The sequence below is a fragment of the Streptomyces sp. NPDC091280 genome (assembly GCF_044768565.1).
GTDB lineage: Bacteria > Actinomycetota > Actinomycetes > Streptomycetales > Streptomycetaceae > Streptomyces.
Genome location: NZ_JBIVUZ010000002.1, coordinates 568900 through 588749, shown reverse-complemented (window position 1 = coordinate 588749; position 19850 = coordinate 568900). Strand labels below are relative to the sequence as shown.

General features: G+C 69.3%; 20 protein-coding genes and 1 pseudogene. 8 read left to right on the top strand and 13 right to left on the bottom strand.

Annotated features, from left to right (window positions below):
• Window positions 1-14: 14 nt before the first annotated feature.
• From ACIQPR_RS09210 to ACIQPR_RS09200, 3 genes and pseudogenes are all read right to left on the bottom strand, one after another.
• Window positions 15-926, bottom strand: a complete 912-nt coding sequence (locus ACIQPR_RS09210; RefSeq protein WP_403644280.1) for an ABC transporter substrate-binding protein — start codon at window positions 924-926, stop codon at window positions 15-17.
• Between the two features lie 307 nt (window positions 927-1233).
• Window positions 1234-1413 carry a hypothetical protein gene (locus ACIQPR_RS09205; protein ID WP_403644782.1) on the bottom strand — a complete coding sequence of 60 codons (180 nt, stop codon included), beginning with the start codon at window positions 1411-1413 and terminating at the stop codon, window positions 1234-1236.
• A 121-nt stretch (window positions 1414-1534) separates the two neighbouring features.
• Window positions 1535-1705 (bottom strand): annotated as a pseudogene (locus tag ACIQPR_RS09200) (aldehyde dehydrogenase family protein); the annotation flags it as partial.
• 154 nt (window positions 1706-1859) lie between these two features.
• Between ACIQPR_RS09200 and ACIQPR_RS09195 the strand changes: the two are divergent.
• Window positions 1860-2015, top strand: coding sequence for a hypothetical protein (locus ACIQPR_RS09195; RefSeq protein WP_403644277.1), 156 nt, complete (start codon window positions 1860-1862; stop codon window positions 2013-2015).
• 93 nt (window positions 2016-2108) lie between these two features.
• On the opposite strand, the gene ACIQPR_RS09190 is transcribed toward ACIQPR_RS09195, so the two are convergent.
• From ACIQPR_RS09190 to ACIQPR_RS09155, 8 genes are all read right to left on the bottom strand, one after another.
• The gene (locus tag ACIQPR_RS09190) at window positions 2109-3089 is read right to left on the bottom strand and encodes a glycosyl hydrolase family 32 (protein WP_403644275.1); all 981 of its coding nucleotides are present in this window, start codon (window positions 3087-3089) and stop codon (window positions 2109-2111) included.
• A gap of 155 nt (window positions 3090-3244) precedes the next feature.
• Window positions 3245-4333: an ABC transporter ATP-binding protein gene (locus ACIQPR_RS09185; RefSeq protein WP_403644273.1), complete on the bottom strand. Its 1089-nt coding sequence runs from the start codon at window positions 4331-4333 to the stop codon at window positions 3245-3247.
• A gap of 428 nt (window positions 4334-4761) precedes the next feature.
• Entirely contained in the window at window positions 4762-5814 is a 1053-nt protein-coding gene (locus tag ACIQPR_RS09180) for a LacI family DNA-binding transcriptional regulator (RefSeq protein WP_403644270.1), read from the bottom strand.
• Between the two features lie 53 nt (window positions 5815-5867).
• Window positions 5868-6644, bottom strand: coding sequence for a glycerophosphodiester phosphodiesterase (locus tag ACIQPR_RS09175; protein WP_403644267.1), 777 nt, complete (start codon window positions 6642-6644; stop codon window positions 5868-5870).
• 53 nt (window positions 6645-6697) lie between these two features.
• On the bottom strand, window positions 6698-7492 hold the full coding sequence (locus ACIQPR_RS09170) for an inositol monophosphatase family protein (protein ID WP_403644264.1): 795 nt from the start codon (window positions 7490-7492) through the stop codon (window positions 6698-6700).
• Between the two features lie 83 nt (window positions 7493-7575).
• Window positions 7576-8406 carry a carbohydrate ABC transporter permease gene (locus tag ACIQPR_RS09165; protein WP_403644261.1) on the bottom strand — a complete coding sequence of 277 codons (831 nt, stop codon included), beginning with the start codon at window positions 8404-8406 and terminating at the stop codon, window positions 7576-7578.
• A complete protein-coding gene (locus ACIQPR_RS09160; protein WP_403644258.1) occupies window positions 8406-9374 on the bottom strand; it encodes a carbohydrate ABC transporter permease in 969 nt (322 codons plus the stop codon). The genes ACIQPR_RS09165 and ACIQPR_RS09160 overlap by 1 nt, the downstream gene beginning before the upstream one ends.
• Entirely contained in the window at window positions 9371-10657 is a 1287-nt protein-coding gene (locus tag ACIQPR_RS09155; protein ID WP_403644255.1) for an ABC transporter substrate-binding protein, read from the bottom strand. The genes ACIQPR_RS09160 and ACIQPR_RS09155 overlap by 4 nt, the downstream gene beginning before the upstream one ends.
• A gap of 367 nt (window positions 10658-11024) precedes the next feature.
• Between ACIQPR_RS09155 and ACIQPR_RS09150 the strand changes: the two genes are divergently transcribed.
• Window positions 11025-11387, top strand: a complete 363-nt coding sequence (locus tag ACIQPR_RS09150; RefSeq protein ID WP_403644252.1) for a hypothetical protein — start codon at window positions 11025-11027, stop codon at window positions 11385-11387.
• 19 nt (window positions 11388-11406) lie between these two features.
• On the opposite strand, the gene ACIQPR_RS09145 is transcribed toward ACIQPR_RS09150, so the two are convergent.
• Window positions 11407-12057 carry a hypothetical protein gene (locus tag ACIQPR_RS09145; protein ID WP_403644249.1) on the bottom strand — a complete coding sequence of 217 codons (651 nt, stop codon included), beginning with the start codon at window positions 12055-12057 and terminating at the stop codon, window positions 11407-11409.
• Window positions 12058-12596: 539 nt separating this feature from the next.
• Between ACIQPR_RS09145 and ACIQPR_RS09140 the strand changes: the two genes are divergently transcribed.
• The 5 genes from ACIQPR_RS09140 to ACIQPR_RS09120 all read left to right on the top strand — a co-directional run bounded on the left by ACIQPR_RS09140 (window position 12597) and on the right by ACIQPR_RS09120 (window position 16465).
• Window positions 12597-12869 (top strand): helix-turn-helix transcriptional regulator, encoded by a 273-nt coding sequence (locus ACIQPR_RS09140; RefSeq protein WP_403644246.1) that lies wholly within the window; start codon window positions 12597-12599, stop codon window positions 12867-12869.
• Between the two features lie 161 nt (window positions 12870-13030).
• A complete protein-coding gene (locus ACIQPR_RS09135) occupies window positions 13031-13912 on the top strand; it encodes a DUF6083 domain-containing protein (protein ID WP_403644243.1) in 882 nt (293 codons plus the stop codon).
• Entirely contained in the window at window positions 13909-14382 is a 474-nt protein-coding gene (locus ACIQPR_RS09130) for a hypothetical protein (RefSeq protein WP_403644241.1), read from the top strand. Before ACIQPR_RS09135 ends, ACIQPR_RS09130 begins: the two co-directional genes overlap by 4 nt.
• Before the next feature lie 74 nt (window positions 14383-14456).
• Window positions 14457-15923 (top strand): UvrD-helicase domain-containing protein, encoded by a 1467-nt coding sequence (locus ACIQPR_RS09125; RefSeq protein WP_403644239.1) that lies wholly within the window; start codon window positions 14457-14459, stop codon window positions 15921-15923.
• Window positions 15924-16021: 98 nt separating this feature from the next.
• Window positions 16022-16465 (top strand): hypothetical protein, encoded by a 444-nt coding sequence (locus ACIQPR_RS09120; RefSeq protein ID WP_403644236.1) that lies wholly within the window; start codon window positions 16022-16024, stop codon window positions 16463-16465.
• A 9-nt stretch (window positions 16466-16474) separates the two neighbouring features.
• Here ACIQPR_RS09120 and ACIQPR_RS09115 read toward each other — a convergent pair whose 3' ends face one another.
• A complete protein-coding gene (locus ACIQPR_RS09115; protein WP_403644233.1) occupies window positions 16475-16669 on the bottom strand; it encodes a hypothetical protein in 195 nt (64 codons plus the stop codon).
• A 492-nt stretch (window positions 16670-17161) separates the two neighbouring features.
• Between ACIQPR_RS09115 and ACIQPR_RS09110 the strand changes: the two genes are divergently transcribed.
• The gene (locus ACIQPR_RS09110) at window positions 17162-18982 is read left to right on the top strand and encodes a HEAT repeat domain-containing protein (protein WP_403644231.1); all 1821 of its coding nucleotides are present in this window, start codon (window positions 17162-17164) and stop codon (window positions 18980-18982) included.
• The last annotated feature ends 868 nt before the right edge of the window (window positions 18983-19850 follow it).

Sequence of the window (19850 nt, the reverse complement as noted above, 5' to 3'; positions counted from 1 at the left end):
AGTCCGGGACGTCACTACGAACGTGCGCCGTTGATTTCGGACTGATCGATGGCGATGCTCTGCAGATTCCACCTCTTGAGGATCGCCTTGTAGGTACCGTTCTTGATCAGGACGTTCAGGGCTCCGTTGACCGGTTCGACCAGCTGGCTCCCCTTGGGGAAAGCCACCCCGCCGGGGTTCGGGTTACGGACCAGCGGTCCGGCCGTCTCGAAGATCTGGGACTGCTCGGCCGCGACGGTCACCAGCGGAGGCGCGTCCGCCATGACGCCGTCGATACGGCCGCTCTGCAGGGCCAGCTGCGCCTGCGGCGAGTTCTGGTAGATGGAGACGACCGGTACGGGCTTCCCCTGGCTCTTGCACTTGGATGCCTGGGCGGGAAGGAAATCCGTCTGCTGCAGCGAGCCCCTGACCACACCGACCCGGGCTCCGCAGGTCTCGTCGGCCTTGACCTTCTTCGGGTTTCCCTTCTTCACCAGAACGAGCGAGCCGTTCCAGTAATAGGTGGCCATGTCGATGGTCTTCTCGCGTTCCTTGGTGTCGCCGATGGAGGACATGGCCATATCGACCTTGTTCGCCGTCAGGGACGGGATGATCGCGTCGAACGATGTGTTGACGAACTCCATGCGGACTCCGAGGACCTTGCCGATCGCCTCGGCAAGGTCAGGATCGAGTCCGACCGTCTTGCCGCTCTTCTGGGACTCGAACGGCGGATAGGTCTCATCGCTCGCCACACGGATGACACCGGCCTTGCGGACCTCGGCAGGCAACTTGGCTGCCAGGGCCGCGTCCTTCGACACCTTCGAGGTCGCGGCGGCTGCGGCGGACGAGTCGGCCGTTGAAGAGCCGGAGCCCGAGCCGCACCCCGCGAGGCAGGTGACGGCGGCGACGGCTCCAGTAACAATCACGGCCGTTGTGCGTCTGTTCATACTGTCTCCTTGTTCATCTGTCTGACAGTAGGACTGTCCTATGGGGAGTTCCACTCGTCAAGAGGTCGCATGAAGTTCATCGAGGGCATGAGCGCGGTTCACTGCGAACGGCTGCGCGAAGCTGGTCGCGGCGAGAGCTCCTGCGGTTCAATGTCACGGGAACGACGGCACTGGGGCACTCCGCAGGCCAGGCACGGGCGGCAAAGGGGTACGTCACGGCCGCTCTACCTGCGGGTATGACCTATCGCGCCGAGCTCGACAGGTGACATGTACGCCGAACGGCGCAGCCGACCGCACCGCGTGCCCGTCAGCTGGGGCGGGCGGCAAGGTGAAGGGGGCACTGCCACCAGCAGCCGCACCTCAGGGGCGCGGCCGGCCGAGCCGCCCGGCAGAGGATGCGCTGGGTGCCGATGCAGTTGCGGCCCGCGGCCCAGAACGCACCGGAGATGCAGGAGGCCATGGCCTCCTCCAGGCCGGCGTCGTCCATGACGATGACCGGGGCGTTGCCGCCCGGGTCCATCGCGAGCTTTTTCAGGCCGGCGGTGCGGGAAAATGGCCTCGCCGGTGGCGAACCCATCGGTGAAGGACACCATGCGCACATCCAGTGCGGCGACGATCGCGGCCCCGACGCCGGCGTCGCCGTTGATGACGGTGACGATCTCCTCGGGCAGGCCGGCCTCGATGAGGGTGTCGACCAGACACAGCGGGATCAGTACGGACGGTTTGAGGATGACCGCGTTGCCGTCGGCGACGGCCGGGCAGGGCTTGTGGGCGACCATGTTGAGGGGCCGTTGAACGGGCTGATGGCGGCGATGATGAGCAACGGCTCGCGGGTGAACCAACCCTGCCGTTTCTCCGAGCCCTCGTAGGAGTCGAAGGGGATGACCTCGTCGGCATCGCGGCGAGCCGCAGCCGCGGACAGACAGTGACAAGGTGTTGACCGCGCGGGCGGCGCGTTCGAGGACGGCAGCCCAGGCGGCCCGCGACAGCGCGGCCGCGGTGCACCGCCCGCAGCGGGCCTGCTGCAGGATGCTGCCGATCGCGGTGGCGTCGACGGTGGGGACCGAGGCGGTGACCTCGCCGGTGTAGGGGGTGTGCACGGACGCCGTGTCGGTGCTGTACTCGACGCAGGGGGGGCACGACGGTGTCGGACGGCCGCCCGGTCGTCACGACGTCCGCTTCCTATGGCTTGGCCGCGACCAGTTGCCCGCTGCCGTTTAGGCGCAGGGGGATGGGGTCTGAGAGCTGGCCTATGAACTCTCCTTCGGTGCTGAGGTTTTCGAAGCCGAGCAGGACGGGGCCGGAAGGAGTCTGGACCAGGCGGCCGGCATACAGCTCTTCCCCGGTGATCCGGTACGCCGCCTCCAGCGACACGGCCGCGGGGCCGAACAGGTCCTCGGCCGGAGGGATGGGGATGCCCCAGATGCCGCCCGCTTGTCCGGTGTATGCGCCGGCGAGGTGTGCGCCGTCGCACGAGAAGACGAGGAACTCGCGGTCGTCGACACGGACAAGCTGGAGCACTTCAAGGTGCGCGAATCCGGCGCCGGGGGCGCTAAGGGGTGGGCGTGCGGTCCACGTCGTGAGGTCGGCGGAGTGTGCGTGCCCGATGACGGCTCGGTCGCGGGGGTCGGTGCCGGGCGGAACATGGCGGGCGCGCGCTGTGATGAGCATGTGCCAGCCGTTTCCGGCGGGGTCCGGGACGAGCCAGGGGTCGCGCCAGGCCTGCTCGTGCCAGGTCTGGTCGGCGAGCGTCTCGTACCAGGTCGGGTCTGCTTCCAGCAAGGTCTGGGGGTTCTTGGTCCAGTGGTGGAGATCTGGGGAGGCGGCCATCAGGATGGTCTGCTGGTTCAGGCGTGCTGATACGTCGGGGAATTGTGATCCCGTGTAGTACATGCGCCACAGACCGGCGTCGTCCTGGATGACGCTTCCGGTCCAGGTGGCGGAGGCGTCGGGGGCGTCTGAGGGGCCGTGTTCGAGGACGGTGCCGTGGTCGGTCCAGGTGATGCAGTCCGTCGAGGTGGCGTGGCCGATCGAAGCGTTGCGGTGTCGCAGCTCCGGGTCGTTCAGTGATTTCGGCGCGTGCAGGTAGAACAGGTGGACGGTGTCCTTGTCGACGGCTGTCCAGAAGTCCCATACCCATGCGTGGGGCAGCGAGAAGGTCATGAGATCGCTGTTCCTCCTGTGGTCTGTAGTCGTTTCAGGCCCGCCCATGCCTGGTTGGGCGCGGCTGGGTGTCCTCGCCTTGGGCGTCGTCGGAGTGACAGGGGTGTCCTGCAGATGTCTGCGGGACACCCCTCACATCCGGGATGACGGGCAGGTCAGCCGGAGAGCCGTGAGCCTGTCGAGGTGGAGAAGACGTGGGTCTCGCCGGAGCGCGGGACGATGTGCAGCGTCGCGCCCTTCGCCGGGATGTACCGGCCGCTGACCCGGACCACGAGGTCCTTGCTCTGTCCGTCGGTCTTGGCGGTGCCGTAGACGTAGGCGTCGGCGCCCAGTTCCTCGACGACGTTGACGGTGATGGCGAGGCCCTGGTCGGAGTCGGCGGGCACGACGTCGAGGTGCTCGGGACGCACGCCCACGGTCACGGTCTTGTCGGTGGCGGCCGTCAGGGTCTCGCGGTTGACGGGCACGACGCTGTTGCCGAACTTCACACCGCCGTCGGTGATCGGGACCTCGACCAGGTTCATGGCCGGGGAGCCGATGAAGCCGGCGACGAAGAGGTTGGCCGGGCGGTCGTACATGTTGCGCGGCGAGTCGACCTGCTGGAGCAGACCGTCCTTGAGCACGGCCACCCGGTCGCCCATCGTCATGGCCTCGACCTGGTCGTGGGTGACGTAGACGGTGGTGATGCCGAGACGGCGCTGGAGCGAGGCGATCTGTGTACGGGTGGAGACACGGAGCTTGGCGTCCAGGTTGGACAGCGGCTCGTCCATGAGGAAGACCTGGGGCTCACGCACGATGGCGCGACCCATGGCGACACGCTGGCGCTGACCGCCGGAGAGGGCCTTCGGCTTGCGGTCCAGGTACTCGCTCAGGTCGAGGATCTTGGCGGCCTCCTCGACCTTCTTGCGGATCTCCGCTTTGTTGACGCCGGCGATCTTGAGCGCGAAGCCCATGTTGTCGGCGACGGTCATGTGCGGGTAGAGGGCGTAGTTCTGGAACACCATGGCGATGTCCCGGTCCTTCGGCGGCAGGTGCGTGACGTCGCGCTCACCGATGCGGATGGCGCCGGCGTTCACGTCCTCGAGCCCCGCGAGCATCCGGAGCGAGGTGGACTTGCCGCAACCCGACGGGCCGACCAGGACGAGGAACTCGCCGTCCTCGATCGCGATGTCGAGGCCGTCGACGGCGGGCTTGGTGGAACCCGGGTAGATCCGGGTCGCCTTGTCGAACGTGACAGTGGCCATGGTGAGGTGGTCCCTTCTACCGGCAGGAACGTGCCGGACGATCCGTTGCAGGAGGTGGAGGCGGTTGTCCGCTGCGCTGGTCGGTTTGCGCGACGGACGTGCTCGGCCGATGTGAGCGCACCAGTGCCAGCGGGAGGAGTCAGGGGCAGCGGCTGGCGGGGGCGGTGTACTGCTCTCGGACTGCGGCCTCCACGGGTTGGCGAACCCGTGAAGGCCGCAGTCCGTCCCCGATCCCGCCCGCCACGCGCTGAGTTGGAGCCGCTTGTGCGACTGCAGAAGCCGCAGCTCGAGACACGGTCCGCCGGTGTAGTGCTGAGGGCCCCTGGAACGGAGACCGGGCCTCCAGCGCTGTACGAGCAGGAGGACGGTCCGCGCAGGGGTTTCGGTGAACTCCCCGAGCTACTGGGGAAGGAGCTCGGGGTTCCGGGTCACGACGTGCGGGGGGTGGCTGAGCGTGCCGGGGCTGGTCCGGTGGTGCGGCCTGTGACCAGTTCGCCGCTCATCAAGATCCCACCCGCCTCGACATGGTTGTCACGGATGAGGTTGTCGAGGAGTTCGAGAGCGGCGGCCGCCATCGCGTCGACCGGAATCCGGTACGTCGTCAGGCCGAACACCTCGTGGTCGAAGGGCGGGACCCCGTCGTAGCCGGTGATCGAGATGTCGTCCGGGACAGCCAGCCCTAGCCGTTGCGCGGCGGCGAGGGCGTCGAAGGCCACCCAGTCGCTGGGACACAGGATCGCTGTGGCGCCTGCTCGGTGCAGTTCCCCGATCACGTGGGTCAGGTCCTGGTCGGGCTCGATCCTCTGCGGGCCCGCGAGCAGGCCGCGGGAGGTGAGCTCGTCGCGCATCCAGGTGATCCGGGCCCACTGGGTCGGAGACTGCTCGGGCGAATGGGCCAGCAGCGCGATCGAGGTGTGGCCCAGATCGGCGATGTGGTCGATGAGCGCGCCGGCCGCCCGCGGGTCCGGGGCGACATACTGCACCCCGGGATTGGATGGCTGGCCCATCTGGCTGACCAGCACCAGGGGGACCCGGGAGGCGACCTGGCGGATTGTGCGGGGGTCGACGTTCGGCGCCGCGACGGCGATGCCCGCGGTGTGCATGTCGGCCATGAGCATCAGCGAACGGTAGTTCGCGTCGTCGGGCTGATCCCCCGAGGCGAGGGACATCACCTCATACCCCACTTCGCCGGCGCTCTCCTCGAACGCGCCGGCGAGGTGGGCGTAGAACGGGGAGCGGGTGTGCCGCAAGAAGAGGCCGAGGACGGCTGATGAGCGGGCGTTGAGACTTCGGGCGAGCTGGTTGGGAACGAAGTCGAGCTGCTCGATCGCGCGCTGGATCTTCTCCATGTTCTCGGCGCTGACACCGCCTTGGCCCATGACGGCACGTGAGACTGTCGATTTCGAAACCCCGGCCAGGGCAGCGACGTCGCGGATGGTACTGGGCCGGCGTCCGTGCTGGTTGTGGGGGCCGGGTGGCATGGAGATCATGCTACCAACCCTTCTTTTCGTAGTGGGGGGACGTACTGCATGCCCTACGCCGTCACAGCGACGGTCCGTTGGAACGTCGGGAAGCGTGTGATGAAGTCGGTGTTGGATTCCAGGAGCCGGCGGGCGTAGGCGGGCGAGTTGGAGGCGGTGGCGTCCACGTTCGTCTCCACGAGGCGCCGTACGTCGTCGGGGCCGTCGATCAGCGAGCCCGCGACGCGTCGCCCGTCCTCGTGCAGTTCCTGGACGAGTTCGACGGTGAGCTGCGGTACGGGGATGTAGACCGTCGAGAGGTTGAGCCGTTCGACGTGGTCGCGCCAGTTCTCGGTGACATCGGGGATGTGCAGCCCGAGTCCGCGGGCGCCTCCCGTCCACTCGTCGAGGAAGTCCGCGAGAGACAGCGGATCGAAGCTCGTGATCACGCACCGGTCGCGGTCTGTGGCAGGCCGCTCGCGCAAGAACCGTGCGAGCGGGCGGGCCGCGGTCGGTGCCTTGATCTCGACCTGCAGCAGGACGCTGGTCGCCTCCAGGGTCTCCGTGAAGGTCGGGATCTGCTCTCCGGCCCCCAGGTCGATGCTGCGCACCTGCTCGAAGGTGAGCCGCTCGATCGGCACGTCGAGGAAAGGTGTCGGCGCCGCGGCGGTGCGGCGCACGGTGCGGTCGTGCAGGATGACGAGTTCGCCGTCGAGGGTCGTGCGCACGTCCAGCTCGATCTCGTCGACGCCGATGTGCTCTGCGCTGGCAAACCCGGAGAGCGTGTTCTCCGGGGTGTTGGCCAGGTTGCCGCGGTGTCCGCAGAGGATGAACGTGCGGGGGCTGGTCATCGAAGTTCCTTCGTTCGGTGGGGAGTTGGGGCGGACAGTCGAGCAGCCGGCTCTCAGGCCAGGTGCGGTTCGATGGCGCCGGCGAGGCCCTTGCCCGCGATGACGAGCAGAGGGGAGGAGGGCGCACCACCGCCGAGCCCGCGCACGTCCGCGCCTGCCTGGGCGGCGATCAGGGTGGCCGCGGCGTAATCCCACAGTGGGAGTCCGCGCTGGACGTAGCCGTCGGTGAGGCCCTCGGCCACGGCGCAGATGTCGAGGGCTGCCGCCCCGCCGATCCGGACGTCGCGGATGAGCGGGGTGAGCGCGGTGAGGTCGGCAAGGACACGGGGCCGCGTGGCCAGGTCGTACATGAACCCGGTGGACACAAGCGCCTTCGCAAGCGGCACGTCCAGGTTGGCCCGCAGCTCCACTCCGTTGCGGCGCGCCGGGTGGCCGGCGGCCGCGGTGTACTGCGCGCCCAGGGCGGGTGCGTGGACGCAGGCCGCGACCGAGAGGCGGGTGCTGCCGGGTCCGGGTGCCGTCGCGGCGATGGAGACGGCCCAGTAGGGGGAGCCGTAGAGGTAGTTCACCGTCCCGTCGATCGGGTCGACGACCCAGATGATCCCGCTGGTGCCGCCGGCTTCGCCGCTTTCCTCGCCGAAGAAGCCGTCGTCGGGGCGCAGCTCGCGCAGGCGGTCGCGGATGAGGGTCTCGACGGCGGTGTCGGCTTGCGTGACGATGTCCAGCTGGCTGGACTTCGTGGCGGCCACGCTGATGCCGTCGCTGCGCATGCTCGCGGCCAGGGTTCCGGCCGCAGCGGCGACCTTCTGTGCGATGTCCAGCAGTTCGAGTGGGTTGGTGTCGGTCAAGGTGACGTGTGTCCTTGTCTGTTGTGCGTGCCGCTCCCCGCTGCGGAGGCGGCGGGGAGGGGGCGCGATGGCGTGCGGGCCTGTTACTTCAGTCCGCTGCGGGCGACGCTGGCGATGAAGTGCTTCTGCAGGAGGAGGAAAATGATCACCATCGGCAGTGCCGCGAGGAGTCCGGCCGACATCAGGACGTTGTAGTCCGTGGTGTAGGTGCCCCGGAGCATGGCCAGCCCCGGCCCGACGGGGAGTTTGTCCTCCGACCGGTTGACGACGATCGGCCAGAGCAGTTCCTTCCACTCCGACAGCACCGTCAGCAGGGCCACCGTGATGATGCCGCTGCGGGCGACAGGAACGATGATCGTGACCAGGATGCGCAGATGGGATGCGCCGTCCATCCGTGCCGCCTCCACCAGCTCCCGCGGGATGCTGCGGAAGAACTGGTACAGCAGGAACACCGCGAACACGTCGAAGACGTTCGGCACGAACAGCGCGGTGAGCGTGTTGGTGAGGTGGAGCGAGGAGATGATCGCGTAGTTCGGGATGATGAAGATGTCACCGGGAACCATGATCAGCGCCAGGATGGTGATCAGGACGATCCGCGCGCCGGGCACCTTGATCACGGCCAGGGCGTAAGCGGCGAGCGAGGCGATCACGATCGTTCCGGCGACGCGTGCCGCGGAGACGAGCGCGGTGTTCAGCACCAGGGTGCCGAAGGGCAGCCGCTCGAAAACCTCCTTGATCCCGGCCAGCGTCGCCGGGGACGGCAGAAGTTTCGGCGGGACCTGCAGGGTCTGGCCGGTGGTCATCAGCGCGGTGGAGATCATCCATGCGAACGGGGCCAGGGCCAGGAGCCCGACCACGGCGATGAGGGTGTACGTCCACCAGCGGGCGCGGGGGGTGCGGGTCTGGTGCGGCATCAGCCGTCCTCCCCGTAGTGCACGAAGCGGCGTTGCAGCCGGAACAGCACCAGCGACACCGCGAGGACGATCACGAACAGCACAATGGACACCGCGGACGCGTAGCCGCGCTGGCCGACGCCGTAGAAGGCGAGTTGGTAGTAGTAGTACACGAGCGTGATCCCGTACTTCGCTGCCGTGGGCCGGTCCGGTGGCAGCAGGAGATAGACGACGTCGAAGAGCTTCAGCGTGCTGATGGTGGTCGTCAGGATCACGAAGAACAGTGACGGGCTCAGCAGCGGCAGCGTGATCGAGAAGAACCTGCGGACGGGGCCCGCGCCGTCGAGGGCTGCGGCCTCGTAGACGTCCGGGGAGATGTCCTGCATACCGGCGTAGAGAATGACCGTCGGAATGCTGAAGGAGAGGAAGACGACGACCACCGTCACGACGACGGAGACGCCGGCCGCACTGCCGAACCAGCTGACCGGGGATCCTCCGGCCGCCGTGAGGGCGGCGTTGATGATTCCGTACTGGGTCTGGAAGATCCAGCCGAACAGCAGGATCACGGCCGTCGGCAGCGTGACGGCGGGCAGGAAGATCACGGCCCGGAACACCGACTGCCCGCGGAACCGGTAACTCATGAGCGTCGCGCACAGCAGCGACACCACGACGACGCTGGGGACGATGAAGGCGCAGTACTTGAACGTGTTGACCAGCGCGGTCCGCAGCAGATCGTCGCTGAACAGCTCTGTGTAGTTGCCCGTTCCGATCCACTGCGGCGGGCCGAACGCGCCCGCCTTGGTGAACGAGAGCCAGACGTTGTAGCCGAACCCGTAGAAGCGGAAGACGAGCAGGCCGGCAAGGAGCGGGAGCAGGAACAGCCAGCCCGTCAAGGCGTCACGCCGGCCGAGCCGGCGCTGCCGCACGAGGCGGCTGCGCGGGCTCGGCTCGACGGCCTTTTCGGGCCGCGTGATGGACGCGCTGGTCACTTGAGCGCGTCCGTGAGGATCGAGTCGATCTTCTTCTCGACGTCAGGCGCGGAGATCGAGCCGGCCAGGTAGTCGCCCATGGCGCTCTCGATCTCCGGGAAGTTCGGACGCGTCGCCGGGTACTGCGTGGTGGTGCGCAGGTAGCTGTCGGCCAGCATCGGCTGGTACGCCTCCTTGAGGCCGGTGATCATGCTGTTCGCCTTGTAGTAGGCGTCCTCCACGGAGCTGGAGGTGTTGGCGGCGAAGCCCGCACCGCCCTCGACGTGCAGCGTGGCGCCCTCGTCCGATGTGAGGTACTGGATGAGCTTCCAGGCGGCGTCCTTGTGCGACGACTGCGCGTTCATCGTGTAGACGAGTCCGTTGGTGTCCGTCGCGCGCGACCCGTTGACCGAGGGCACCGGGACCGCGTGCAGCGTGCCGCTGGGGAGGCTGGCCTTCGTCAGGTCCGACAGGAAGTACGACGGGACCGCACCCATGGCGATGGTGCCGGAGACCAGCGCCGAGGTCACGCTGAAGTCGGCGGAGTCCTTGACCGGCGGGATCAGCTTGTCGTCCTGCAGCTTCTTGATCCGCTCCAGCGCCTCGGTGCCCTGCGGCGAGGCCATGTTCCCTCTGTTGTCCTTGACGACGGTGCTGCCGAGCTGGTGGACGATGCCCGCCGCACCGTTGTTGAACGTGGTGTTGTAGTACATCGGATAGTCGGCACTGGAGGTCTGCTTCGCCTTGATCTCCGTGGCGATCCGGACCATGTCGTCCCAGGTCCAGTCGTTCTTCGGGACGTCGGTGATCCCGAGCTTCTTGAACACCGCGGTGTTGTAGATGAAGCTCCACACGTCCTCGTCCTTCGGGACGCCGTACTGCTTCCCGTCGAACTTGTAGAGGTTCGTGAGCTTCGCCGGGTAGTCGGACAGCTTCAGGCCCGACTGCTTGATGTAACTGTCGAGCGGCTCCAGCGCACCGCCCTTGACGTACTGCGACGCCGAACTGCTCTGCCACATCACATCCGGGCCCTCTCCGGCCTGGAGAGAAGCGTCGAGCTTCGTGAAGTACTGGGCCTGCGGGACCATCTGGACATCGACCGCGATGTCCGGGTTGGCCTTCTCGAAGCCGTCGACAGCCTTCTGAACGCCGGCCTGCTGCTCCGGGTCCCACATCATGAGACTGAGCTTGGTCTTCCCGTCACTGCTGGAGGACGAGGACGAGCAGCCGGCGACTGCGAGGACGAACGACATCGCGACGGCTGTACAGCCGGCGACGCGCTTGAAGCGGGTGGAAGAACGCACGGTGTGGCCTTTCGAGCAACGGCGATCGGGACCGGTCCCATTCACACAACAGAGGCGACCTCATGTCAAGCCCTCGGGACCGGTCCCACCATGTCAGATTGCGCGTGAGGCAAGGTGAAATCGGGTTGAACTCCAGTACTGTTCCGACGGAACGGGACCGGTCCCAGACTTATCGGCCGTGCTCCTGCAACTTCGAAGGGGGAAGGGTGGTTCGCTTTGTGCGGCGGAGACGTAGGCCCCGGTTCCGCAGGCGGATCTGTGACTGCCTGGCCGCTCATCCCAGCAGCACGGCATGGACGAGCACCGCCTTGGCCTGCCCTGTCGGTGGCCTGCTTCGGGCCTGCACGGTCTGGCGGATACTGACGGCATGGACACGGGTGGGGAGCCAGATCCGGCGGCCGTCGGCGAGATCCTCCGGGCGCGTTACCGCCGTCGTATGCCCGAGCGGCTCGAAGAGCTGGCAGGCCCCACCGTCGGTACGGTCGCCCTTCCCCTTCATGTGGCCTGGTCGGGGCGTACGAGTTTCGCCCTGGAGGGGCCCAGGTCGCGGATGGGCCTGTACCGGACCGTGCTCGCCGAGGGGCAGCGGGACGACCTGATCGCGTTTCTCGATCACCGGCTGCTGGTCGAGCAGTGGCCCGTCCTGCGCAAGCTGATCAGCCGTCATATCCGCGAGGTATGGGAGGAGGCCTTTCCCGAACTGGCAGGGACCATCGCGACCGACGGCTGAGGGGCCGTGGGGGCGCCGGTCACGGCCTGGGCGCAAGCGTCCAGTGCACGTCCCCCGAGGCCGGGCAGATCCGCCACCCGTCCAGGACGCCGTTCGCTGTCAGGCGGGTCAGCGCACCGTGGAACCCTTCACCGTGCAGGCCGCAGTCGCGGATGATCCGGTCGCATTCGCTCCGTCCTTCCCCCAAGGACGGATCGCTGTGCGCCGCGAGATAGATGCCCGCCAGCCGGAGAGGCTCGGCCGCACCGATCCGTGCGGGGCTCCCGGTACGCAGTGCCCAGTCGGCCGCGCGCCGCCGGTCGGGACGGGCCGACGCCTGGGAGAGCAGCGTGACATCGCGGAGCTCCGCGGTGACCCCGGTCGTTCCAGTACCGTTCGCCACGCCCAGCCACCGCGCCCGCTCCAACTCGCGGCAGGCCTCCACCGCGTCGACGCGAAGACCGCACAGCAGGCCCGCGGGGAGATCGACACGCATGTACGCGTTCATGCGCAGCGCGCACTGCAGAGCGAGGAGCCTCGCTCCGGCGGAAGTATCCGCAGGCAGGGCCGCGGCCAGGTAGCTGAGGATCTCCCGCACCCGGACGCGCTCTCCCGGCCCCCTGGGCAGCCGGGTGTGACGCGTTCTGGCGGAAGGCGGGCGGAGCGGGGCGGCCAGGACGGTGTCGGGCACGATCGAGGCCTGGGCGGTTGCGGCGGCACAGGCGCCGCAGGCATCGGCGAGGCGCCAGATGCGGCCCCCGCGTTCGCAGGCCAAGAGCAGGCGGATGGGGCCGGTGCATCCGCGGTGGCGGCGGTGCCAGCGGCAGCCACGTTCATGGCACTGACAGATCCTCAGATGAGGCGCCCTCAGATCACCGCGTGCATGCCGGGCGAGGTGGGCCAGGGCTGCGGAGCGCGCGGACTCCGCGGTGACCCGCCGGCCGTCCTGGGGGCAGTGCTGGCAGACCAGGACGAGCCCGCCACTCTGGCATCTCAGTTCCACCGTCCAGGTCCGGGGCGCCTGAGGACACACGGTGCGCAGCCTCATGTGCGTGTGTCCCTCCCTTCCTCATCCGGCGCCGGCCCCACCGCGCCGTCCGCGCCGCACGGCGGGGCCAGGCGGCCGACACCGTAGTGCAGACCCCTGCCCTCCCGTCGAGGGAGCCACCGGGAGAAATAGGGCAGAGGCCTGCACTGACAGGGCAGGGGTCTGCACCGTCGGATGGTCAGGTGACGATCTTGCCGCCTGATCCGGACCTCGACGCACTCCGGCTGGAGCTGGGGCGTCTGCGGGCCGCGCGCGGGTGGAGCTACGACGAGCTCGCCTCCCGCAGTGGCCTGGCCAGGCGCACCGTGATCGAGATTGAGCAGGGCCGCACCATCGGCACCCTCAAGACATGGCACGCCCTCGCACACGCCCTGGACACCCCGTTCGACGAACTCTTCGCGACCCTCTGCCATGAGCACGACCTGCCCGGGGGCGACGACCGCTCCCGCAGCTGATCCGAGCCGTCCGACACCGGCGGCGATTCACCCGATCCGGCAACGCCGTATCGAATGCGCGAGCTGTTGTTCGTACTGCTGTCCCCCTGTTCTGCGCTGCCTGGGGGATCCTCCGGGCCGGGCGCCGCCGTGTCGGCGTGTCGGCTGGCAGGTTCGCCCGCATGTGCTCTTCTCCTTCTCCTTCTGCGCGGCGCTGGGACGGCAGCCGCGCGAACGCGCCTCAGCGGCGGTCGCTGCGTATCGCCCCCGACAGCGTCAGCCGCCTGCTGCGCTGCGGCCAGACCGCCTCCTGCCGCGAATGCGGCAATCCGGTCGAGTGGTACCTGCGGGGCGACGACCACCCGGTGCGGCTGCACCCGCGCGAACTGCCGGCGGACCGGGTACCGGAGTCCAGCCGCTGGCACGTCAGCCGCGGCATCGCCCATCCCGCGGGCGACGGCAGCAGCTGGTGCCGACTGGCCCATGACCTGCTGTGCCCCGCCCGTCCGGCACCGCCAGCCGCGCCGCAGCTGTCCGGGCTGCGCCGCTCTCTCGCTCTGCGCACGCGCCGTCTGCTTGACGCCGGAGTCCTCGTTCCGCCCGCCGCACCGGCCGCCGGGCCGCCGCCGGACGAGGCACTCTGCCGTCCGGCCCGGCCCGTCGTGCAGCTGCTGTTCGTCTGCTACCTGGCCTCCCGTCCCCTCGACGAGATCCAGTGCGTCGCCCAGACGCTGCGCCGTACCCGCTGCACCGCCGGGGTCCTCGCACCTGATGCTCTGCACGGTGTGTGGACCCTGGTGCCGGTGACCTCACGCCACGGTCAGCTGGCGCTGCCGTCGGATGTCATGGCCGTCTACAGCCTGTCCGCCCTGCCCTACCGGGAACAGCTGCGCTGGCGCGCCCAGCGGTGCGCACAGCACGCCGCCACCACCACGGCCGGTGACCTCGCCGTCGCGGACTGGGATCCCTTCGACCCGCTGCGCCACCACGAGCACATCCACACCCGCCTGCCTGCCCATCGGCGCCGCCCCGGCGGCCATGCACCCCGGCGGGTTGGGCCGTGACACGCCACTACGCCGTCGAGATCGTCCTGACCCGGCCCGCCACCGCACGGGAACTCCAGCAGGCCCGCCACCGCGTGACGCTCGCCGCGAACGCGCAGCGCACCCGGCTCATGACGGTGCAGAGCGGCAAGAGCCCGGCCCGCGCCCTGCACCGCCTGCGGCACCGACTCGACACGGTCCTGCCGATCGACGTGCTGACCACGAACTACCCCGGCCGCCATGGCCACGTCCTGGTCAACGTAGTCCTCAGCCACAGCGCCGACACGCAGATCCGCCGGGAGGCGGCCGCTAGGGGTCGGCGTGCGGGGGACGTCCTGGCCGACCGGATCACGGCCGGCCTCGCCCGCAGGCAACACCAGCGGCGTCACCGGCTGGAGCAACAGCTGCAGCTCCTGCTCACCCACCACACCCCCGAAGAAGTTCTGGCCTGTGCGGCAGACCGACTTCTCCAGGCCCGTCCACCGCGCTAACCCCCCGTCGCTTCCCAGACGGACGCAGACACCCGCCGCGCCCGTTCCAGCCCTCCTCATCCCACGGAGCCCCAGTGCACACCCCCACCCACGAACAGGTCCACGCGGCGGACGCCTTCCGCGCAGGCCGGCATCTCGCGCTGCAGGCCGGCGCCGGCACCGGGAAGACCAGCACCCTGTGTCTGCTCGCCGCCGGCACGAAACGGCGCGGCCGTTACCTGGCTTTCAACAAGGACATCGCGCATGACGCCGCGACTCGTTTTCCGTCCACCGTGCAGTGCCGCACCGCCCACGCCACCGCCTTCGCCGCACTCGGCCACCGCTACGCCGACCGGCTCAACAGCCCCCGCCAGCCGGCCTGGAAGACCGGCCAGGCCCTCGGCATCCTGCGCCCCGAGCGGATCGCCGACCACGAGATCAGCCCAAGAACCCTGTCCCACAACGTACTGCGCACTGTCACCCGCTTCTGCCACTCCGCCGACACCACCCTGGCCCGCCACCACGTCCCGGCCCTGCGCGGCCTCGACGCACCGGCCAGCCACCGCCAGTTCGCCGAACTCGTGCTCCCCTTCGCGGCCAAGGCCTGGGAAGACCTCCAGCGCCCCGACCACGGCGTCGTCCGCTTCGAGCACGACCACTACCTCAAGATGTGGGCGCTGACCGGCCCGAAGATCGAGGCCGACTTCCTCTTCCTCGACGAGGCCCAGGACACCAACCCCGTTCTGGAACAGGTGTTCACTGCCCAGCGCGACCACGCCCAGCTCGTCATGGTCGGCGACTCGGCCCAGGCCATCTACGGATGGCGGGGCGCCACCGACGTCATGACCGGCTTCGACGCCGAGCAGCTGACCCTCACCCGCTCGTTCCGCTTCGGGCCACGGATCGCGGATGAGGCCAACCGGTGGCTCGCGCTCGCCGACGCGCCCATCCGCCTGACCGGATCCGCCACCGTTCCCGCGGAGGTCAGCAGCGTCGGCCACCCCGACGCCGTGCTGTGCCGGACCAACATCGGTGCGATGACCGAGGTCATGCGCCTTCTCGACGAAGGACACCGCGTCGCCCTCACCCGAGGAGGCCAGCAGCTGGCCCAACTCGCCTCCGCGGCACGCGGCTTGAAAGAAGGCCGCCGCACCCACCATCCCGAACTCGTGCTGTTCGCAACCTGGGGCGACCTGCAGGACTACGCCGCCTACGATCCGGCCGGCCACGACCTGCAGCCCTTCGTCGACCTCGTCGACACCCACGGCCCCGACGCCATCCTCGCCGCCGTGTCGCACCTCACCGAGGAAGCGCACGCCGACGTCACCGTCTCCACCGCCCACAAGGCCAAAGGCCGCGAATGGCCCACGGTCAGGATCGGCAACGACTTTCCCCAGCCCAAGGACCCCGACCCCGACCCCGACGCCAGCATGGCCGGTCAGGACTCTGACGTGAGCGACACGGACGCTCGTCTCGCCTACGTCGCCGTCACCCGCGCCCGCCACCGACTCGACCTCGGCGGCCTGGCACGGACTGTCGACCAGCAGACAGAAGACGAATGACGGCCACAGGGCCCCGTCCAGGGGGCCGGTGCCCCGGCTCGCCCGCGCCGCCGCCGATGCCCTGGTCACGGCCTGGCCCGACGTCGGACGGCACCTGGGTGGACCCGGCCCGGCTGCACTTCGTCCACCATCTCCTGGAACAGACTGCCGATCTGGACCGGGCGGCCATGCTGACCAGCAGCCACACCATCACGGCGTACCTGTACCACCACGCGTCCGGCGGAGCCCCGCCCGGACGCGTCTGCTCTGACGACCGCGGCCACGCCTACGGCATCACGGTCGAACTCACCGCCCCAGTGCGCCTGGTGACCGACGAGCAGGCCGCTGCGCTGAAGACCGTGGTCGGCGAGCTGGAGCGCGACGTGCAGTTCCAGGAACTGGAGCGCATCGGCTGCGGCGATCTGAAAACACCGGCCGGCCCCGGCCCGAGCCTTCGGTCACGGGCCGCCGTCATCGCCCGCAGTGCCGACAGCGGCACGACGGCCTTTGGTCAAGACCCAGCAACGGACCGTCCCTTTCCCGGCGTTGCTCTGGCGTCGTGAGGGCCGGGTCTACTCGGAGATCTCTGCATCACCGGGTGTGCGGCGGCGCAGGCGGCGCAGCACGGCGGTGGCCGCGGCGATCACGAGCGCGGCGCCAAGTGCTCCGAGGAACTCGGGCACCGCGGACGCCAGCACGGACACCGCGGCCTGGCCAAGTCCCGGGTGGGCGGAGGCTGCGTGCAGGGAGGAGGGACAGTCGATCATGGTGTGGAGCTCCGATCTCGTCGGCCGGGCGCCGTGGCGTCTGGCGGGTGGAGCCAGACCATGAACCGCCGTCGGCCGTGTCCCCAACGGGCTGTGGGACAGGCTGGGACAGGGAGGGACCGGGCGGGGCAGTACGGCAGTATGAGGGCAGGCCACGGGACACTGGCGCCGGGCGGGCGGATTCTGCTGTTTGGGCCGTGGTGGGCGGTCCTGGGACGGGCTGCACGGACGAGGCGGGGTGGATGGATGGCCGTTCAGGGGCGGGACAGCGACGGGGCGCTGCAGCGGTACGCGCGTTTCCTCACGCGGCAGGCCGAGGAGGCGGGACTCGGTGCCCGGGCCCTGGCCGATTGTTTCGCCGAGGAGGCCCGTAAGCAGGGCGCCCGCACGGCGGCCACCGGCGAGCCCCCGCAGCATCCGGTGAGCGCGATGAGCTGCTCCAGGTCGACCATCGACCGTCTCCTCAAGGGTGGGGCTTTCCCCCGTCCGCCCGTGCCGTTCACCCGCCAGTTCCTGATCATCACCAGCAGGGCGGCAGGCCTCCCTCCAGCGGAACAGGAGCGGCGGTGGAAACAAGCGGGCGTGCTGCTCAGGGCGCTCTCCGAGGAGAGGGCCGACCAGCGTGTGCTCGACCAGCCGGGCGCACCGGAATCCGGTTCCCGAGGGGACGAGGTCGCCCGGCTCCGGCTCCAGCTGGACCTGGCACGCGCCCAGCACACCGTGACCCAGCTGGACTACGCGCTGCGGGACACCCAGGTGTTCGTGGCGACGCTGTGGAACATCATCAACGCGTTGCGCGAGATCATCTCCGGCCGCCACCACGACCAGATCCGCCTCGCGCACGCGGGCGGCCCGGCCGCCCAGCTCGCCGAACTGCACAGCGACACGGAGCGGGCACTCGACTACAAGCGGGCCGCGCAAGCCGAAGCAGACCGTGCCCTCGCCCGCTTGAAGACACTTGAAGACTGCTGGGAGCAGGCCCACGCTCAACTGCACCGGCTGTCCCAGCTCCCCGATGCCGCGCAGACCGCCACCGGCCACCCTGCCGGTGCACCGCCGCTGCCCGCTGTGGAGTTGTTCGCCGAGCCGGCACTCGACGCACTCGACGACATCAAGTCCGCGCTGGAGAAGGCCCACACCGTCAACGCCCGCGGGGACGAGCAGGCCCGCACCCTGTACCGGGTCCTGGATGCGTCACAGCCGCCCTCACCCGACGACGAGCGCCTCGTGCTCGTGGCGGCCACCCGGCTGTCCCACCCGGACAGTCGCAGGACCGCTCTCGCCACTCTGGTGGAGCACTGGACCGACCATCCAGACACGCGTGCCGTGCTCCTGCGGCTGGCGTCCGACCCCGAGTGGGAGGTCCGGTGCGCCGTCGCCACAGGGCTGGGCGAATGCTGGTGGGAGGAGGATGCCCCGTGTGACACGCTCGCCCGGCTGGCTCAGGACGAACACTCGGACGTTCGGAATGCCGCCGCGCACAGCCTCTTTAGGACTGGCTGGAGGGACGATCAGGCTCGCGCTGTTGTGCTGGGCCTTGCCCAGGACACGGTTGCGCTGACGCGAACGCTCGTCGCACTAGGCCTGTCCGAGTGGTGGCCACAGATGCGCGGCGCGAGCACGGTGTTGCTGGAGCTTCTGCTCGACTCCCGCGAGGACCCCGGCGTGAGATACCAAGCAGCGCAGGGCCTGCTGAGGAACTGGATCCACACCCCCGAAACCCGTGACGCCTTTCTGCGCATCGCCACCGACCACGACTCGCAATCAGCGCCCACGTCAGAAGCACTCTCCGGCATCCTTGCCCACTGGCTGCACGATCCCCTGGCACGCAATGTTGTTCTGCGGCTGTCGCCCGTAGAACGGGTCTTCGGCCAAGCCCAGCAGTACGTCACCGAGAGCTGGCGTGGCGAACCGGTGACCCGGGACTTGGTGATCCGTCTGTCGGAAACCGACGACACGGCGGTACTGAACGCACTGGCCACCGGGCCCGACGCGCCGGTCCCCGCCCCCGATCCCCAGCACGCAGCCGAGCGTGCGGCACAATTCCGCGCCCAGGCCATGGACATGCTCAGCGACGGGTGGGCAGGGGACTCCGTGGCACGCGATGCCGTACTACGGCGCGTCGACGACCCCAGCCCGCACGTCCGTACCCGAGCGGGCGTCGCGCTGTGCTTCGGATGGAGCGAAGACGCTGCGGCCCGGAACGCTCTTGATGCGCTTGCCCAGGATCGCGAGCAACAGGTCCGGGACATCATCGCCGTCGAACTGCGATGGGGAGAGCAGAACGGCACGCCACCAGGCACCGCCCTCTGAAACACCAGCGCGGAAGCCGCCGCACCGGTCACTGCTCAGGCAAGTGACCATCCCCCCGGCGGGACAGCGTGACCGCCCCGTCGCGGGTGAGGGTCACCGCGGCGCCCCTGACGGAGAGGTCGCCGTCGACGGCGAGCCAGATACAAATACGGTCCAGCTGGCCCGCAGCCGCCGCGGTCCGGCCTGGTACACGGTCGGGTGGCCTCGTGTTCCGCTTCCGCCGCCGTGGCGCGGGCCCACGACCCGTCCGCGTAGAGAGCATGGAGACGATGCAGGTGCCGTCGTCCGCCGTGTGCCGGCGGTGGTCGATTCCGGGCGGCGCCGAGACACCTGCCCGCCGGCCCCGCCGCTCACGACGCGCCCCACGCCCCGCCCAACACCGCGGCCAGGGACCCTGATCTGACGCACACGGCCGGGGCACGAGACGCCCGCCCGGCGCGCTGGCGCCTCCTGCACAGTGAGCCCGCCGCCCAGACCTCCGCGATCGCAGTGACCGCCATCGGCGGTTCGGGAGCGTGCAGAGCGGGTGTCAAGCAACGGCATCGCCCGCTGGCCTCATACGATGGACCAGCCGATGCTGCTCGCTGCCCAGCGAGTAGCCCCAGAGGGGCCCAGGTGACCCTGGGCCCCTCTGGCGTCGACCGGGTTCCGCCGCCCACGACGCCCCCGGACCGGCCCCTCGACGGTCAGCCGGTCCGTCCGCTGGCGGCTGTCTGGTCTGCGGATGAGCACCGGCTCGTCGAGGTACGCGTGATCCAGGGCATCGCCGGTGATCCTTGCCGAACTCCGGTGCCGGACGGACAGCGCGGCGCCTGGAAGGGCGCGACAGGCCGCCGCGCGCTGCAGTCCGCCAAGGCCACGCCAGGCT

Excerpts from the sequence above, each read along its gene's own strand:
- ACIQPR_RS09210 (WP_403644280.1), bottom strand. The coding sequence starts at position 926 with ATGAACAGACGCACAACGGCCGTGATTGTTACTGGAGCCGTCGCCGCC.
- ACIQPR_RS09205 (WP_403644782.1), bottom strand. The coding sequence starts at position 1,413 with ATGGACGACGCCGGCCTGGAGGAGGCCATGGCCTCCTGCATCTCCGGT.
- ACIQPR_RS09190 (WP_403644275.1), bottom strand. The coding sequence starts at position 3,089 with ATGACCTTCTCGCTGCCCCACGCATGGGTATGGGACTTCTGGACAGCC.
- ACIQPR_RS09185 (WP_403644273.1), bottom strand. The coding sequence starts at position 4,333 with ATGGCCACTGTCACGTTCGACAAGGCGACCCGGATCTACCCGGGTTCC.
- ACIQPR_RS09180 (WP_403644270.1), bottom strand. The coding sequence starts at position 5,814 with ATGCCACCCGGCCCCCACAACCAGCACGGACGCCGGCCCAGTACCATC.
- ACIQPR_RS09175 (WP_403644267.1), bottom strand. The coding sequence starts at position 6,644 with ATGACCAGCCCCCGCACGTTCATCCTCTGCGGACACCGCGGCAACCTG.
- ACIQPR_RS09165 (WP_403644261.1), bottom strand. The coding sequence starts at position 8,406 with ATGCCGCACCAGACCCGCACCCCCCGCGCCCGCTGGTGGACGTACACC.
- ACIQPR_RS09150 (WP_403644252.1), top strand. The coding sequence starts at position 11,025 with ATGGACACGGGTGGGGAGCCAGATCCGGCGGCCGTCGGCGAGATCCTC.
- ACIQPR_RS09135 (WP_403644243.1), top strand. The coding sequence starts at position 13,031 with ATGTGCTCTTCTCCTTCTCCTTCTGCGCGGCGCTGGGACGGCAGCCGC.
- ACIQPR_RS09115 (WP_403644233.1), bottom strand. The coding sequence starts at position 16,669 with ATGATCGACTGTCCCTCCTCCCTGCACGCAGCCTCCGCCCACCCGGGA.